Consider the following 15729-nt stretch of genomic DNA (forward strand, 5'->3'; position numbering starts at 1 on the left):
GCCTCCTTATTCCGCGGCCAGCTCACCGGCGGGAACACAGACCGCATTCTGCGTCTCGTATTCCAGGGTGATGTTCTGGCCGGTGTGGTCGTCAAACGACTGGCCCAGATTGGGGATCGAGACCTTCAGCTCCTTGCCGCCCTCGCCTTCCATGAAGATGTTGAAGACATTGCCCTCGAACTCCTCGTGGTTGACGCGCGCGGTCACGAAATGGTCGCCGGAGGCGCCCTCAGGCGCCAGCGCAAAGGCCTCGGGGCGGATGAACATCATCGCCTCGTCGCCCTCTTTCATGCGGCCCTGGTTGGCACTGGAAATCCGCGCCACCAGCTCGCCCGAACGGTTGGTGGCGATCAGCGCCTCATTGCCCATGACGCGTTTGACCTTGCCGCGGAAGACGTTGTTTTCGCCGACAAAAGAGGCGGCAAAGGCGGTCGAGGGGTCGTTGTAGATGGTCTTGCCATCGGCGATCTGGTCAATCACGCCCGCCTTCATCACCGCGATATTGTCGGACATGGTCAGCGCCTCGCCCTGGTCGTGGGTGATGTAGATGAAGGTGATGCCGACCCGCTGCTGGATCTCCCTGAGCTCTGTGCGCATGTGCTGGCGCAGCTTCAGATCGAGCGCCGACAAGGGCTCATCCAGCAAGAGCACATCGGGTTCCGCACAGAGCGCCCGCGCAATCGCCACCCGCTGGCGCTGGCCGCCCGACAGTTCCGAGGGCAGCTTGTCGCCCTGCCCCGGCAGCGCGATCATGTCCAAAAGCTCATCGGCGCGCTTCCGGCGCTCCTTGGCCGAGGCGCCCCTGATTTCCATCGAAAAAGTGATGTTCTCCCAGATCTTCATCAGCGGGAACAGCGCCAGGTTCTGGAAGATCAGTGCGGTCGGGCGCTTGTTCGGCCCGATCCCCTTCATGTCGTTGCCGCCGATCAGCACCCGGCCGTCGCTTGGCTCCAGAAAGCCCGAGACCGCGCGCAGGATGGTTGTCTTGCCGCAGCCCGAAGGCCCCAGGAAGGAGAAGAAATCCCCTCCATTGATGTTCACATTGGCATCGCGCACGGCGACAAAATCGCCAAAGCGGATCCACAGGTTTTCGAGATCAACGCCGACCCCAGCACTCATTTGGCTTCTCCCCAGGGCGCAGGTCCCCTATCCGGCGGCGCACCGCCGGCCCCGCAAGGCCTGCTTCCTGTTTTCCGTTCGTATATGATTGCGCGCCACTGCGCGGAACGGCCCCCGGAGCTGGCTCCGGGGGCCTGATGCTCAAGCCCGGCGCTTAAGCGCTCTTGAACTTGTTGACGAACTCGGTCCGCACATCCGCATACCAAGGCGCCTCGGCCGGCCAGGGGTTCAGATTGGCCAGGCTATCGCCCGGATAGGCCTCCGCAAAGTTCTTCTTGTAGACATCGCCGGAGAAGCCGTCGGCGCCCAGAACCGGCGAGTTGTAGCCGTGGCTGTCAATCGCTTTGCCTGCGGGCTCCTGCTCGTAAGCATAAGAAATGAATGCATAAACCTGCTCTTCATTCTGTGCGCCCACTGGCATTGAGATGCCGTCAACCCAGGCCATCGCGCCCTCAACCGGCGCCTGGTAATGCACCGGCTCGCCTGCGGACTTCAGCGCCAGCGGCGGGCCGTCCCAGGTCTGGCCAACCACGACGCCTTCGTTCAGAAGGCCGTTTTTCTGGGTGTCCGCATCGTTCCAGATCAGTTTGATGCGGGACTTTCGCGCCACGCACCAGTCGGTGACCTGCCCCCAGACCTTGCGCATGGTCTCTTCGTCGTCATAGGCAGCCCAGATCGAACCCGGCTCCATCTCGCCCGAGGCTTCCATGTAAAGGCCTGCACCCAGCATCATGGAATGTGCGCGGCCCATGGTCTTGCCTGCGTTCTCTTCCGACCAGACGTCACCGTAGGACGGTGCGTCCCCTGCCGGCAGCCACAGGTCGGTCCGGTAGGCGATGCCCTCGGTGCCCCAGATATGCGGCAGCCAATGAACGCCGCCGCCGCCGAAGTTCCAGGCATCGGTGCCAATCTTGGCCATTGCCGGGTTCACCGCGTCGATGTTGACCTTGCTCATATCGAAGGGTTTCAGCAGTTCCAGCGGGCCCCACTGCAACGAGCGATTGTTAGTCGGCGAGACGATATCGAAGCCCTGGCCCTTGGTGGCCTTCATCTTGTTGATGATTTCCTCGTTGGAGCCGATACCGGTGTAGTTCACCTTGATGCCAGTCTTGGCTTCAAAGCCCGCGATAAATTCCGGTGGCAGGTAGTCCGACCACATCAGGATGTTGATTTCACCCGAAGACGCCAGCGCGCTTTTCGAGTAGAGCGGCGCTGCCAAGGCAGCAGCCCCGGCACCCTTCAGCACTCCGCGCCGCGAAATCGATGTTTTTACAGCCATTTGATTTGTTCTCCCTTTGGACTGTTTTCGTTGTTTTTGTTGTTTCAACTGTCAAACCTTGCGAAGGCTTGAATGTCTCCTACAGTGACAGTTTTAAAAACTGATAAGGCCAGATCACCCGGCAAGCCGCCTGGCATGGTGCCAGTTCACGCTGTGCTCTCAGTCCACCGGCAGCCTATTCTATTGCGCTTAAAAACAATCACCGTGCCTGCAGTGTGCGCCCGCCAGCGCGGGGCGTCAACGATCAAGCGTTTGCAATATGGGAAGAAATCATAGTCCGATTGCGGGAACCGCATGACGCGGTGCTGATTTTGTGGAAGATAGGCGGCATGGCGCACCATTCTTCCCGCAAAGATCTGAGCCTCAGAGCACTGGAACTTTTCCAGGCCGCGGCGCGGAAAAATTCCCTTCAGGAGGTCGCGGCCGAAACCGGTCTGTCCATCAGCACAGTCTCGCACCACTTGCGCAATCTCGAAGAGCATCTCGGCACGGAGCTGTTCGACCACAGCCGCAGGCCCATGGTGCTGACGCCAAGAGGGCAGATTTTTCTGCGCAATATCAACGAGGCGTTGCAAGCCATCCGCAAGGCCAAAGCAGAAGTCTCAGCCGGGAATATTACAGAGGCAGTCCAGCTGCGGCTCGGCTCGATCGAGGATTTCGACAGCGACATCCTGCCCGGACTGGCAGTTTTTCTCGCCCGCCACATGCCGCGCTGCGATTTCCTATACCAGACGGAGTCCAGCCACGCGGTCATTGCTATGCTGCACGACCGCAAGCTTGACCTTGGCATCACAACCACCCCGGCAGAGCCGCTGCGCGACCTGCAGGATACGCCGCTGCTCAGCGATCCATTCACCGTTGTGCTGCCGAAAACCTGCGATGTGCCGGCTCAGGACCTCTTTGAAGGCCGCGGCGAACTGCCGTTTCTGCGCTACTCCGCAGCCCAGATGATGTCCCGTCAGATCGATTCGCACTTGCGGCGCAACGGTTTCGCCCTGCCGTACCGGTTTGAATGCGCCAGCAACCAGACCCTGCTGGCGATGGTGGCCGCCGGTGCCGGCTGGGCGGTCACAACACCGCTGCATTACGCACGCGCCCGCCGGTTCCAACCGCAACTCCGGCTTGAAGCCTTCCCGGGAAAGAGCTTCGCGCGCACCCTGTCGATCCTGTCTACGCCTGACTGCGCGGCCTCTGTCCGGGAATTGGTGCACAGCAGGATGCGCAGCCTGATCAGCAGCCATGCACTTCAGCCGCTACACGAAGCCTACCCCTGGCTGACCAGCCGTTTCACGCTGCTGCCCTGATCACGGGACCAGGTGTCTGGCCCAGGGATATTGGGAAAACCCTGGACTAAAATTCCGATTTTTTCTGATCAAAGCCGGGCAGGATTGCCCTGCACCACAGCTGCGCGCTTACTCCGGGCAGTGTTCAGCGGAGGCCATTCATGAAATCGCGCACCAAGGTTGTTGTGATCGGCGGCGGCATCGCCGGCTGCTCCACCCTCTACCACCTCACCCAGGAAGGCTGGAGCGATGTCGTTCTGGTCGAACGCAACGAACTGACCAGCGGCACCACCTGGCATTCGGCGGCGCAGGTGACCAACTTCGGCATGAATCAGACCATGGTCGGGCTGAAGACCCACTCGATCAACCTGTACAAGAAACTGGCCGAAGATCCGGAATACCCGATCAACTACCACCACGGCGACGGCGGCATCCGTATGGCCAATACCGAGGCGCAGATGCAGGGCTACCGCCATTTCGCCTCGATGGCGCGCGGCATGGACGTGCATTTCGAAGTGATCGACGCCGAAGAATGCGCCCGCCGCCACCCGCTGATTTCCACCGACAACCTGATTGGCGGGCTATGGGACCCGCTGGACGGCGACATAGACCCGGCGCAGCTGTGCCAGGCGCTGGCCTATCACGCCCGCAAGGCTGGTGCCGAGGTCTACCGCAACACGCCGGTGACCGCCCTCACTCAGCACAAGGACAACACCTGGACCGTGCATACCGAGCACGGCGACATCGACTGTGACATCATAGTGAATGCTTGCGGCTACCGGGTGAACGAGGTCGGCGCGATGATGGGCGTCCACCACCCCGTCGCCTCGATGGAGCACCAGTATTTCCTGACCGGGGACATCCCCGGCATTGTCGAAGCAGGCCACCGGATGCCGCTGATCCGCTGCCCGATCTCGGACTACTACTGCCGCCAGGAAAAGAACGGATTGCTGATCGGTTTCTACGAGCAGGACTGCAAAACCTGGGGCATGGACGGCATCGATCCGAACTTCGTCAACGCTCTCTGCCCCGACGACCTGGAGCGGGTGATGGACGTGCTGGAGGGCGCGTTCGAGCGGATGCCTGCGTTGCGCGAAACCGGCATCCGTTCCATCGTCAACGGTCCGATCACATATACCATCGACGGTGCGCCGCTGATCGGCCCGATCCCGGGCAAACGCAACGCCTTCTGCGCCATCGGTCTGCGTGCGGGCCTTGGCGAAGGCGGCGGCCACGGCTGGCTGCTGGCGCAGATGATCGTGCACGGCGAAGCCTGCTATGACACCTGGTGTCTGGACCCGCGCCGCTTCTCCGGCCATGCCAACTTTGAACTGACTGCCCTCAAAGCGATCGAAGACTACCAGAACGAATTTCGCTTCCACTTCCCGCATGAGCACCGCCCCGCAGGCCGCCCGGCGAAGACCACACCGCTCACCCCAGTCATGGCCGCCGAGGGCGCCGAATTCACCGTGGTGAACGGCTGGGAGCGGGTGGAGTACATCAAGCCTTCGCCGGACTTCCATCCTTCGCTCAGCTTCAATTTCGACGAAGCCTTCGATGTGGTCGCCGCGGAAGTGAAGAATGTGCAGGAGAACGTCGGCCTCGCCGAGGTCAACGGTTTCAACCGGTTCGAGATCACCGGTGCAGATCGCCACAGCTTCCTCGACCGCATGTTCTGCGGCGCCGTCACCAAACGCGCGGGCCGTGCCGGGCTGGGGTACCTCCTGAACCACCAAGGCATGATCAAGGGCGAGGCCACCGTCGCCAACCTCCCCGCCTCGGACCGCGGGCCCGAACGCGTTTGGTACGGCTCTGCCGCTGCCAGCGAATTCCATGACATGGACTGGCTTACCCAGCACATCCGCGGGGGCGAGGACGTGCAGATCCGCTCCCTCACCAATGACCAGACCATCCTGGTCCTGGCCGGCCCCCGGGCAAGGGACGTACTCTCAGCCTGCGCCCGGGGTGACTGGTCGGTTGAGGCCTTCCCTTGGCTGTCGGTGCGCGAATGCTTCATCGGCTTTGCCCCGGCCACGGTGATGGGCGTCAGTTTCTCGGGCGAGCTGGCCTATGAAGTCCACGTCCCCAACGCCTCGCTTTACGCTGCCTATCTGGCACTGCGGAAAGCGGGTGAGAAACACGAGCTGAAACTCTTCGGCGCCCGCGCGCTGGAATCGATGCGGATGGAGAAAGGCTTTCTGCATTGGAAAGCCGATCTGATCACCGAGTTCGATCCTTTCGAGACCGGGCTGGACCGGTTTGTCAAATTGGACAAATGCGATTTCATCGGCCGTGACGCCCTGGAGAGACGTCAGACCGAAGGCGCCTGCAAAAAGCTGGTCACGTTGCAGATCGGTACCACCCACGCCCCGGCCCACGGCGGCGCCTCGTTGATGCAGGAGGATAGGGTTGTAGGCACCGTGACCTCCGGCGACTGGGGCCACCGGGTGGGGATGAACCTGGCCTATGCCTTTGTCGAGCCAGAGCTGGCGTCAGAGGGCAGCACCATGCAGCTCGACCTCTGCGGCGATCTGGTTGGCGCAACAGTCATCGCACCTTCCCCTTATGACCCGGAATTCACACGGATCCGTGGATAACATTCTGCCCGGCCGAGAGGCCGGGCCGCGCCGACCCGCCCCCATGGGGCGGCGCGATGCGCCACCCCGCGGGTCTTTGCGGCCCTTAGCAGCTAGAACGGACACCGCTTATTAAGAAAACGCCCAGGAAGTTCCGGGCGTTTTCGTTTGCGTAACAGCGGCAGAAATCAGCTGCGGCCTTTCCACGGCACCAGCCAGTTCTCGGCCTTGCGCATAAGGATATCGATGCCATAGCCGATGATGCCGATCAGCACGATGCCCATGATCACGATATCGGTCAGCTGGAACTTCGACGCAGCGATGATCATCATGCCAGCCCCTTTTTGCGCAGCCACCAGTTCGGCGGCCACAACCGTGCCCCAGCAGACACCCATCGCCACCCGCGCGCCAGTAAAGATTTCCGGCAGCGAGTTCGGCACGATCACATGCCGCATGATCTGCCACTTGGAGGCGCCCAGCGAATAGGCCGCGTGGATCTTGGAGATATTTACCCCGGAAACCCCGGCCCGCGCCGCAATTGTCATGATCCAGAGAGCGGCGAGGAACAAGAGAACGATCTTGCCGGTCTCCCAGATGCCGAACCAGATGATCACCAGCGGGATCAGTGCCAAGGGCGGCACCGGCCGCATGAACTCGACAATCGGATCGAACCAGCCGCGGAACCAGCCGCTTAGACCCATGGCATAGCCTAGCGGAATGCCCACGATCGCCCCAGTTACAAACCCCGCGATCACCCGTGTCAGCGACCAGCCCAGATGCTGCCACAGCGAGAAGTTCTGATAGCCGTCCGAGGCGATTTCAAAGAACCGGGAAACTACGGTTTCCGGTGCCGGCAGCCAGATCGGATTCATCTGCATCCCCTGATGCGGGGTAAAGCTGATCGCCCCCTTGCCGGTCAACGTCACGGTGCCGTCGCCGGTATCCACCGCGCCATCCGCACCAATCGCCTCGCCGTTGATGGCAACAATCCTGGCGCCCGCCTTGCGCTTGGCCTCGTCGTTCTTGTCGAACAGCAGCGTGGTCGAGCGCCCGGCCTGCGCCGCCAGCGCGTCATTGCTGGCAAAGCCGCCCCCGGCTTCGACTTCGAACTTCTCGACATCTTCGCCAAAGCCAAAGACCCGCACAGTCACCTCGGCATCGTCCGTCGCGCCTTCGGCGTTTTCCAGCGTGTAGGTAAAGGTGGTTTCACCGGTAAACGGCCCCGGCACATGGATCGGGATCAGTTTTGAGCCGGTGAAGGCTCCCCAGATGATAAAGATCACCAAAACCGAAATAATCGAGGCCGCCCGGTCCGGCGTCACAGCGCTTTCATCGCCGAAAGTCACCGTCTTCAGGCTGGTGAAATCCTGCCGGGACTGCATGCCGCGGCGGATCAGGTGGACCAAAAAGAAGGCGCCGGCAAACAGCGCAACATAGAAAAGAAGGACTGTCATGCAACCTGCTCCGTCCGGCCCATGATCTCCTCTTCCATCTCCCAGATCATTGAGAGGATCTCATCCCGCGTCTCGGCAAAGCCTTCGGATTTCTTCACGTCGCGCAGGTCGGCATTCACGCCGCGCTCGGCAAACGGCAGCTGGTATTCGCGGTGGATACGCCCAGGACGCGGCGCCATCACGATCAGGCGCTCCCCCAGCAGCAGCGCCTCCTCCACCGAGTGGGTGATCAGGATGATGGTCTTGCCGGTCTCTTTCCAGAGCTTCAGCACCAAACCTTGCATCTTCTCCCGCGTCAGCGCGTCCAGCGCGCCCAGCGGTTCATCCATCAGGATCACATCCGGCTCATTGGCCAGGCAGCGGGCCAGCGCCACCCGCTGCTGCATACCGCCCGACAGTTCATAAACCGCTTTTTCCTTGAAGTCCTGCAGGCCGACGATTTCCAATAGGTGGTCCGAGATCTTCTCCCGCTCGGCCCTGGCCATGCCCTTCATCCGGGGGCCGAATTCCACGTTGTCGCGCACGTTCATCCACTCGAACAAGGCGCCTTTCTGGAACACCATGCCGCGTTCGGCATCGGGGCCTGTTACCACATGGCCGTTCAGCTCTACCGCACCTTCGGTGGGGGCCAGAAAGCCCGCCAGAATATTCAGCAGCGTGGTCTTGCCGCAGCCTGACGGACCCAATACCGACAGCAGTTCCCCCGCCTGCAAATTCAATGAAACGTCTTTCAGCGCCTGAACCGAGCTGCCATTGGGCAGATCAAAACGCATGGAGACACTCTTGATATCCAGTCCCGACATCTCTTCCCCTTCCTGTTAGGGTCGGCAAACACCGCCCTTAAACCGCAGACGCGGACGGCCCGGGATCCGGGCCGTCCGACTTGACCGGTGTGCCCCGGTTCAGTTTACCGCGGCCTCCAGCGGCCCGCTGTCGACGGCGCCGTCATAGGATTCCAGCGCAGCCTCAATGCTGCCCGCGTTCACGAACACATCGGCAACGCCCTTCATGAAGCTCTGCGCGCCGCCGCCCAGCCATTTGCCGGACAGCTGATCCTCAGCCGAGGGAAAGCTAAAGGTCGCAATGGTGGCCTCGGCATCCGCCAGGTCCATACCTGCATCCTTGGCGATCACCGGCAGCATCTCATCCTTGCTGCCGCCCGCGTTCCACATCGCATTGGCATCTGCGGTCACCTTCAGGAACTTGCTCAGAAGTGCGCCTTCTTCGGCGATAAAGCCCGCCGGCGCGCTGGTCACGTCAAACACCAGAATGCCCAGCTCTTCCTTCTCGGCACCAGTCAGCAGAACGTTGCCGTGTTCCAGCATCCGCCGCAGCGCACCGCCCCAGCCGCAGACCATGTCCAGGTTGCCTTGGGCAAAGGCCGCCGCGCCGTCCGCGGGCGCCATGTCGACGATTTCCATCGAGCCGATATCCACACCGAAGTGCGCCATTTGCGACAGGAAACCGTAATGCGCGGCAGTGCCGATCGGCACTCCCACCTTCTTGCCGTTCAGCTCGCCCGCGTTGGATTTGTCGATTTCCAGCGCTTCGGCCACCACGCAGTTGTCGTTGTCGGAATAGCTGACGGCCACATCCACGGTCTGGATGTCCTGCCCTGCCGAGGTGGCCACCACAAACGGCGGAACGCCCTGGCTCACGGCAATCTGCACGTCGCCTGATGCCATCGCCGCCGACATTGCGGTGCCGGTGTCAAAGGAGACCCAGTTGATCTTGACGCCCATCTCTTCTTCATAGGTGCCATTGGCCTTGGCGAACTGGAACGGCATCGGCCACTCCAGGAAATAGGCAACTGTGATTTCGTCCAGCGCCGAGGCAGAAGTGGCCGAAACCGCGGCCGCAGCTGCACAGGCTGTTGAAAGCAGATACTTTTTGATCATATTGTTAGTCCTCCCAGTTGACACGCCGGACCCGTTCACTGCAGGTCTTGAGGCTTGGATTTTTGCACGGCAAACCATATCCGGGAAGCAATTTCACTGTAGAACAAAATTACCCTTGCGGCTAAAGTAAAACTTAGTTTCGATTTTTACGGAACATTTTGCGCTAATCAAAGGACAGCATATGCAGACTGCAAGGGAGGACGGCATATGCACAAGACACTGAGCCTGCGCTGGCTGGAGGTGTTCCAGCTGATTTCCAAGTCGGGATCGATCCAAAAGGCGGCTGCGGAAACCGGCCTGTCGATCAGCACCGTATCCAACCACCTGCGCAGCCTGGAAAGCGCGCTTGGGGTGGAACTGGTGGACCACACCCGCCGCCCGATGGGGCTGACCCCAGCAGGCGTGGTTTTTGCGCGCTATGTCTATGATGGGCTAATGACCCTAAAACGTGGCGAGGCGGAAATCCGCTCCGGCAGCTGGCAGCATGCCACCGACCTGCGGATGGCGCTGCTGGATGACTTCGACAATGAAGTCGGCCCCGAGTTGTTCCAGTTCCTGTCCACCGCCCTGCCCCGCTGCAGCTTCCGCCACTACACCCGCCCCAGCCACGAAATCATCGAAAAGCTGCAGGAGCAAAAGCTGGATGCAGGCGTCGCGACCCGCCCGTCCGGATTGCTGCCCGACCTGATAGAATATCCGCTGATGCGCGACCCATTCATCCTGGTGGTCCCGGCAGCCTATGCCGGCAGCGTCGAGGACCTGACCAAAGCTGACGCGCCGCTCCCGTTCCTGCGCTACTCCCGTGACCACACCATCGGCAAGCAAATCGAAACTCAGCTGACCCGTCTCAAGATCGCGCTGCCCAACCGGTTCGAGCTGGAATGCAACCAGTCAATCATCGGCCTGGTCTCGGAGGGCAGCGGCTGGACGGTCACCACCGCCGCCAGCTACCATCGTGCAGCGCGGTTTCATGACAAGGTCAAAGTGGTGCGGTTTCCCGGCAAAAGCTTTGCCCGCACGGTGTCGCTGTTCACCACCAACGTCTACCCGGCCGCCACCTCGCAGCTGATCCACGAGGCGCTGCAAAAGTCCCTGCGCCACCACTTCACAGATCCGATCAGCATCCGTTTTCCCTGGCTGGCCGAAGAGTTCAGAACTTTGCCCGCGCAAGAGGCATAGGATCAGGCTGCAATTCGAAACAAACATTCGTGTTTCTCGAAACCAATGCGCCGCCGCTTGACCGCCCGGCCCGCCGGACGCTGTCTTAGGCGCACTCCGCATCCTGTGTCTTTCTGCGCAACCGGCGGTTTTTCGAGGAACATAAGCCCATGGCAATCACCCATCTAAAGCAAGCCCAAGCACGCCCCAACACCGAAAGCCGCGATATCCGCGACACAGTTGCTGTCATGCTGGCCAACATCCGGCGCGAGGGTGAAGACGCGGTGCGCCACTATGCGGAAAAACTGGATGGCTGGACCGGGCCCATCGTGGTGACTGACGCCCAGCGCCGCGCGGCCTGCAACCGGGTTTCGCAGCAAACCAAGGACGACATCCAATTCGCCCACGCCAATATCCGCCGCTTTGCCGAGGCGCAAAAGGCCACTATGGGCGAATGCGAGGTCGAGGTGATCCCCGGCCTGATCGCAGGCCAGAAACAGATCCCGGTTTCCAGCGCCGGCTGCTATGTGCCAGGCGGGCGCTACAGCCATATCGCCAGTGCACTGATGACGATCACCACCGCCAAGGTGGCTGGCGTGCCGCACATCACGGCAGTATCCCCCCCGCGCCCGGGCAGCGGCATTCCCGACGCCATCATCTATGCGATGGACCTGTGCGGCGCCGACCTGATCCTGAACCTCGGCGGAGTGCAGGGCATCGCTGCCATGGCCCAGGGCCTGTTCGGCGCCCAGCCCGCCGACATCCTGGTTGGCCCCGGCAATTCCTATGTGGCAGAGGCCAAACGGATGCTGTTCGGCGAAGTCGGCATCGACATGTTTGCCGGACCGACGGACTCGCTGGTGATTGCCGACCACACCGCCGAAGTGGAAACCGTCGCCTGGGACCTGGTCAGCCAGGCGGAACACGGTGCCGACAGCCCGGTCTGGCTGATCACCACCAGCGAGAGCCTGGCCAAGGGCGTGATGGCCCGTGTACAGGGCTTGATCGACAAGCTGCCCGAACCCAACCTCTCCGCCGCCCACCGCGCCTGGCACGAACGGGCCGAGGTGGTCCTATGCGGCAGCCGTGAAGAGGCCGCTCAGGTCGCCGACCGCTACGCGCCCGAGCATCTGCAGGTACAGGCTGAGAACCTTGACTGGTGGCTGGACCGCCTCTCCGCCTATGGCTCGCTGTTCCTGGGCAAGGAGACCACGGTGTCCTTCGGCGACAAGACTTCCGGCCCCAACCACGTGCTGCCGACCAGCGGTGCGGCGCGCTATACCGGCGGGCTATCGGTACACAAGTTCACCAAGACCGTGACCTGGCAGCGCTGCAATGCCGCGGCCTCGCATGAGCTCGCCCAGCGCACCGCCCGCATCAGCCGGATGGAAGGCATGGAGGGCCACGCCATCGCCGCCGAACTGCGGCTGATGCCCGAGACCGCCTAAGACCTTACCGAAACACTGCCCTCAGGACGGCGTCTCCAGCTGCTGGTCCAGATCAACCGGCCCCAGCACGGCGTCGTCAGGTATGCTGTCAAACCCGGCGACAGTGCCACCATAGCGCTGCGTAAACCGTGCCGCCGCCTCTGGCGAAGCAAACGGCACCACCTCAGGCGCGCCCATGCCGCCTGCGGCGTTGGAGCCGACCACAAAATGCGCGCCATTGGCATCAATCCAGTTATTGGTGCCGGGATGCTCCCAGTTCGCCGCCGCGCCCATGTCGCTCACATAGATCGCGGTGATCTCCGCATCCCGTTCGGGACTTTTCACATAGGCCGCCAGATCGCGCACCTGGGCAAAGAACAGCGGTGCAGGGAAACCGTCCAGATGGATCTGCCCCTTCGGTCCGCCATGTTCGGCCACATTCATCTGGCAGAAATAGCTCAGCGCAGCCTCGGTCAGCTCCACGGGCGCGGGCGGCGCTTTGGCTTCTTCTTCCCGGCACGCGGCCAGAACCAATGCGGCGGCAAGGAACAGGCGTTTCATGGCTCTACCCTCCGGAACGCAGCGCAAGCCAGAGCAAAGCCCAGCGCGGGCCACAGCGAGAGCGACAGCGGTGCCGCCCAGCCGGGCAAGGCGCTGGCCGCACCCGCCATGCCGCTGGACAGGGCCACGCTTTCCGAGGCCGCCACGTTCCACAGCCGGAACGCGTCCGCCGGGTTGGCGACCATCACCCAGGGGAAGATCTTCTGAGTAAAGACCCCGCCGCTGTCCATCACCACCGCACCCAGCAGACCCAGGTCATAGAGCACCACAAATACCAGCCACACGCCCGCAGACAGGCCCGCCGCGGCTGTTGCACCGCTGCTGAGCGCTGACAAGGCATAGCCCAACACCAGGAAAACGGCCCCCAACAGGATCGAGGTCAGCACCAGCCGCCCCAATGCCACCAGGCTCTCAGCGCCGGCGCCGCCGAACCAGGCAGCAATGGCCCCCGCTGCGCCAAAGCCGATGCACATGGCAACCGCCAGGGCAGCCAGATGGGCCATCAGCTTGCCCAGCAGGATCTCAGCCCGTCCCGCCGGATAGGCCAGTAACAGGGCAAGGCTGCCCCGGTCGCGGTCGCCTGCCACCGCATCGAACCCCATCATCAGCGCCAAGAGCGGCGCCAGGTAGACCGACAGGGTGGTCATTGAGGCCACCGAGACGGTCAGCATGTCCACCCCCAACGTTCCCGTCGGCGCCGATCCAGCAAAGGACAAGGCCAGCGCAAAGGCGAGCATGATCAGCGTGGCCATGAACAGCCAGCGGTTGCGGCGCAGGATCAGCATCTCGGCACGGGCAATGGCAAAGGCACGTCTCATTTGCGGTCCTCCCCGGAGTAATGGCGATACAGGTCTTCCAGCCTCGGCGGCACCATGTCGATATCGGCCACCGCATCGCCCATGGCGGCGATTTTGCGCAGCTCGGCCATCTTGTCCTGCGGTGAACACAGGATCTCGACCGAGGCACCGTTGATCCGCCGCCCGCCAGTCTCCACCGCAATCCGGTCGGCGTGCGCGCCGCTGGCCTGCACCCGCAGCTTCACCGGCAGCCCGGCCTGGGCCGACAGGCCCGCCAGAGTGTCATCCGCCACCTTTGCGCCCTTGCGCAGAATGGCGATACGGTCAGTGCGCGCCTCCACCTCGGTCAGCGCGTGGGAGGCGATCAGCACCGCCGCGCCCTGCTCTGCCAGTTCATTGATAATGGCATAGAGGTCCTGGCGCGAGATCGGGTCCAGCCCGCTGGTGGGTTCATCCAGCAGCGCCAGCTTGGGGCGGCCCAGCAGCACCTGCGCCAAGCCCAGCCGCTGCCGCATCCCCTTGGAATAGGCGCCGATGCGGCGATGCATGGCCTCGCCCAGGCCAACCCGTTCCAGCAGGCCCTCGATGTCAGCGCGTTCACCGGCAAGGCGGGCAAACAGCGCCAGCTGTTCATGCCCGGTCAGCGCCGGGTGGAAACTGACCGCCTCTGGCAGAAAGGCCGTGGCCGCCCGTGCCGCGGCACTGCCGGGAGCGGAACCGCAGATGCGGATGCTGCCGCCCTCATGCCGGATCAGGCCCAGCACCGCCTTGATCATCGTCGATTTGCCCGCGCCATTATGTCCCAAAAGCGCCAGCCGCTCACCCGGCGCGATGTCCAGATCGATGCCATGCAGCACCTGCGTCTTGCCGCGAAACTTGTCCAGCGCGCGGATCTGCAGCGGAGAGTTATCCATCCTGTTCAACCTTTCTGGCGGCCCCGGGCCGCTCTGGCCGCATCAGCGGGTGGCTGTCGATCACCCCGCCGGGCAGCAGCGCCGGGAACGCCGATTGCGACCAGCGCACCAGCTGCACCGCAGGCGAACCCATCAAGAGTTTCGCCGCCGGCTGCGTCCACAGCACATGGTCCATGCTGTCGTTCGGACGGTAAGGCGCATCGGCGATGCCGTCTCCGTCCACATCAAAACCTGCGAAGTCGGACCAGTAGTTGCCCCGGCCCTCCTCGCTCCATTCCACCCATTTGGTGGAGACGAATTTCACTTGGTGCCGGTTGCCGACAAAGGCGTTCCCAACCATCCGGTTGCCGTCACTGCCGGCGGTGAAGTGGATGCCGATCCCGCAACCCTCGAACCAGTTGCCGGAGAAGTCATTCTTGTGGGCGTTATAAAGGAAGGTGCATTTGTCCTTGGCCCCCTTCACATAGTTGCCGCGCACCTCGCCCTGGTTGGCGTAGTTCAGCATCACCCCGTGGTCGCGGTCATTCAGCGAGACATTCCCGGTCACCTTGACCCGTTTGGAGAACATCACCGCATAGCCCAAGTGATTGCCGATCGAGACATTGCCCGAGACCTCGGAATTGTCGGCATACATGTAATGCACGGCAAACCGCAGATCGCGAAACACGTTGTTGGTGAAGGCATTCTTCTTGGAACTGTTCACAAAGATCCCGTCGCGGCCAAATCGGATCTCGTTGCCGTCCACCACAGCGCCCGGCGCGTTCCAGACATAGACCCCGTTGCCGCGGGCATTCATGTGCCGGTCGAGACGCCCCTCGATCCGGTTGCCCTGCACCAGGCTGTCCCGGGCGCCGTGAATATCCACGCCGTAAAGGTTGCCTAGCAGCACATTGTTCAGAATCTGCGGCGCCTTAGCGGTCTTGGTAAGTTTGATGCCGCTGTCGATCTCCTGATGCGAGGAGCCGGAGCCGACAACGGTTAGATTCTGAACGGTCACGCCCGGCCCGGTCACGGTGATCACCGATCCCTTGCCCTGCCCGTCCAATGTGGCCTTGCCCTGCCCGTCCAGAATGACAGGCCGGTCCAGCACCAGGGTTTCGGCGTATTCGCCGGGGGCGAGGCGGAGGGTGTCGCCATCCGCCGCCAGCGCCAGTGTTTCAGCGATGGCCCCTGCCCGGTTGGGCACGTCCCAAGTGGCCGCCCAGGCGGGTGCCAGACAGGTCAAAGCCGCAACCAAGGATATAGGCAGGAGCCGTTTCATGG

13 protein-coding genes are annotated in these 15729 nt (G+C 62.4%); 4 read left to right on the forward strand and 9 right to left on the reverse strand.

Features of this window, described 5'->3' with window-relative positions; genetic code table 11:
- Nucleotides 1–6: 6 nt before the first annotated feature.
- Nucleotides 7–1119, reverse strand: a complete 1113-nt coding sequence (locus ACXAEK_RS21500) for an ABC transporter ATP-binding protein (protein ID WP_475039281.1) — start codon at nt 1117–1119, stop codon at nt 7–9.
- A 154-nt stretch (nt 1120–1273) separates the two neighbouring features.
- The gene (locus tag ACXAEK_RS21505) at nt 1274–2398 is read right to left on the reverse strand and encodes an extracellular solute-binding protein (protein ID WP_475045041.1); all 1125 of its coding nucleotides are present in this window, start codon (nt 2396–2398) and stop codon (nt 1274–1276) included.
- Nucleotides 2399–2679: 281 nt separating this feature from the next.
- Between ACXAEK_RS21505 and ACXAEK_RS21510 the strand changes: the two genes are divergently transcribed.
- Nucleotides 2680–3702 carry a LysR family transcriptional regulator gene (locus ACXAEK_RS21510; protein ID WP_475045043.1) on the forward strand — a complete coding sequence of 341 codons (1023 nt, stop codon included), beginning with the start codon at nt 2680–2682 and terminating at the stop codon, nt 3700–3702.
- Between the two features lie 140 nt (nt 3703–3842).
- The gene (locus ACXAEK_RS21515) at nt 3843–6278 is read left to right on the forward strand and encodes a GcvT family protein (protein ID WP_475045045.1); all 2436 of its coding nucleotides are present in this window, start codon (nt 3843–3845) and stop codon (nt 6276–6278) included.
- A 167-nt stretch (nt 6279–6445) separates the two neighbouring features.
- Here the strand turns inward: ACXAEK_RS21515 and ACXAEK_RS21520 are convergent, their stop codons facing one another.
- The 3 genes from ACXAEK_RS21520 to ACXAEK_RS21530 all read right to left on the reverse strand — a co-directional run bounded on the left by ACXAEK_RS21520 (nt 6446) and on the right by ACXAEK_RS21530 (nt 9609).
- Entirely contained in the window at nt 6446–7711 is a 1266-nt protein-coding gene (locus ACXAEK_RS21520; protein ID WP_475045046.1) for an ABC transporter permease, read from the reverse strand.
- A complete protein-coding gene (locus ACXAEK_RS21525; protein ID WP_475045048.1) occupies nt 7708–8514 on the reverse strand; it encodes a taurine ABC transporter ATP-binding protein in 807 nt (268 codons plus the stop codon). The genes ACXAEK_RS21520 and ACXAEK_RS21525 overlap by 4 nt, the downstream gene beginning before the upstream one ends.
- 99 nt (nt 8515–8613) lie before the next feature.
- The gene (locus ACXAEK_RS21530; protein WP_475045050.1) at nt 8614–9609 is read right to left on the reverse strand and encodes a taurine ABC transporter substrate-binding protein; all 996 of its coding nucleotides are present in this window, start codon (nt 9607–9609) and stop codon (nt 8614–8616) included.
- 207 nt (nt 9610–9816) lie between these two features.
- Between ACXAEK_RS21530 and ACXAEK_RS21535 the strand changes: the two genes are divergently transcribed.
- Both ACXAEK_RS21535 and hisD read left to right on the forward strand, forming a co-directional pair.
- Nucleotides 9817–10788 (forward strand): LysR family transcriptional regulator, encoded by a 972-nt coding sequence (locus tag ACXAEK_RS21535; RefSeq protein ID WP_475045052.1) that lies wholly within the window; start codon nt 9817–9819, stop codon nt 10786–10788.
- A gap of 149 nt (nt 10789–10937) precedes the next feature.
- A complete protein-coding gene (gene hisD, locus ACXAEK_RS21540) occupies nt 10938–12215 on the forward strand; it encodes a histidinol dehydrogenase (protein WP_475045053.1) in 1278 nt (425 codons plus the stop codon).
- Nucleotides 12216–12236: 21 nt separating this feature from the next.
- Here the strand turns inward: hisD and ACXAEK_RS21545 are convergent, their stop codons facing one another.
- From ACXAEK_RS21545 to ACXAEK_RS21560, 4 genes are read right to left on the reverse strand one after another with little or no spacing between them, the layout of a single operon-like run.
- Nucleotides 12237–12755, reverse strand: a complete 519-nt coding sequence (locus tag ACXAEK_RS21545; protein ID WP_475045054.1) for a nitrous oxide reductase accessory protein NosL — start codon at nt 12753–12755, stop codon at nt 12237–12239.
- Nucleotides 12752–13573, reverse strand: coding sequence for an ABC transporter permease (locus tag ACXAEK_RS21550; RefSeq protein WP_475045056.1), 822 nt, complete (start codon nt 13571–13573; stop codon nt 12752–12754). The genes ACXAEK_RS21545 and ACXAEK_RS21550 overlap by 4 nt, the downstream gene beginning before the upstream one ends.
- Entirely contained in the window at nt 13570–14466 is an 897-nt protein-coding gene (locus tag ACXAEK_RS21555; RefSeq protein WP_475045057.1) for an ABC transporter ATP-binding protein, read from the reverse strand. Before ACXAEK_RS21555 ends, ACXAEK_RS21550 begins: the two co-directional genes overlap by 4 nt.
- Nucleotides 14459–15727 (reverse strand): nitrous oxide reductase family maturation protein NosD, encoded by a 1269-nt coding sequence (locus ACXAEK_RS21560; RefSeq protein ID WP_475045059.1) that lies wholly within the window; start codon nt 15725–15727, stop codon nt 14459–14461. The genes ACXAEK_RS21555 and ACXAEK_RS21560 overlap by 8 nt, the downstream gene beginning before the upstream one ends.
- Between the last annotated feature and the right edge of the window lie 2 nt (nt 15728–15729).

It is taken from the genome of Leisingera sp. ABM4_101 (assembly GCF_056158725.1).

Coding starts and splice junctions, on each gene's coding strand:
- ACXAEK_RS21500 (WP_475039281.1), bottom strand. CDS start 1,119: ATGAGTGCTGGGGTCGGCGTTGATCTCGAAAACCTGTGGATCCGCTTT.
- ACXAEK_RS21505 (WP_475045041.1), bottom strand. CDS start 2,398: ATGGCTGTAAAAACATCGATTTCGCGGCGCGGAGTGCTGAAGGGTGCC.
- ACXAEK_RS21515 (WP_475045045.1), top strand. CDS start 3,843: ATGAAATCGCGCACCAAGGTTGTTGTGATCGGCGGCGGCATCGCCGGC.
- ACXAEK_RS21520 (WP_475045046.1), bottom strand. CDS start 7,711: ATGACAGTCCTTCTTTTCTATGTTGCGCTGTTTGCCGGCGCCTTCTTT.
- ACXAEK_RS21525 (WP_475045048.1), bottom strand. CDS start 8,514: ATGTCGGGACTGGATATCAAGAGTGTCTCCATGCGTTTTGATCTGCCC.
- ACXAEK_RS21530 (WP_475045050.1), bottom strand. CDS start 9,609: ATGATCAAAAAGTATCTGCTTTCAACAGCCTGTGCAGCTGCGGCCGCG.
- ACXAEK_RS21535 (WP_475045052.1), top strand. CDS start 9,817: ATGCACAAGACACTGAGCCTGCGCTGGCTGGAGGTGTTCCAGCTGATT.
- hisD (WP_475045053.1), top strand. CDS start 10,938: ATGGCAATCACCCATCTAAAGCAAGCCCAAGCACGCCCCAACACCGAA.
- ACXAEK_RS21545 (WP_475045054.1), bottom strand. CDS start 12,755: ATGAAACGCCTGTTCCTTGCCGCCGCATTGGTTCTGGCCGCGTGCCGG.
- ACXAEK_RS21550 (WP_475045056.1), bottom strand. CDS start 13,573: ATGAGACGTGCCTTTGCCATTGCCCGTGCCGAGATGCTGATCCTGCGC.
- ACXAEK_RS21555 (WP_475045057.1), bottom strand. CDS start 14,466: ATGGATAACTCTCCGCTGCAGATCCGCGCGCTGGACAAGTTTCGCGGC.
- ACXAEK_RS21560 (WP_475045059.1), bottom strand. CDS start 15,727: ATGAAACGGCTCCTGCCTATATCCTTGGTTGCGGCTTTGACCTGTCTG.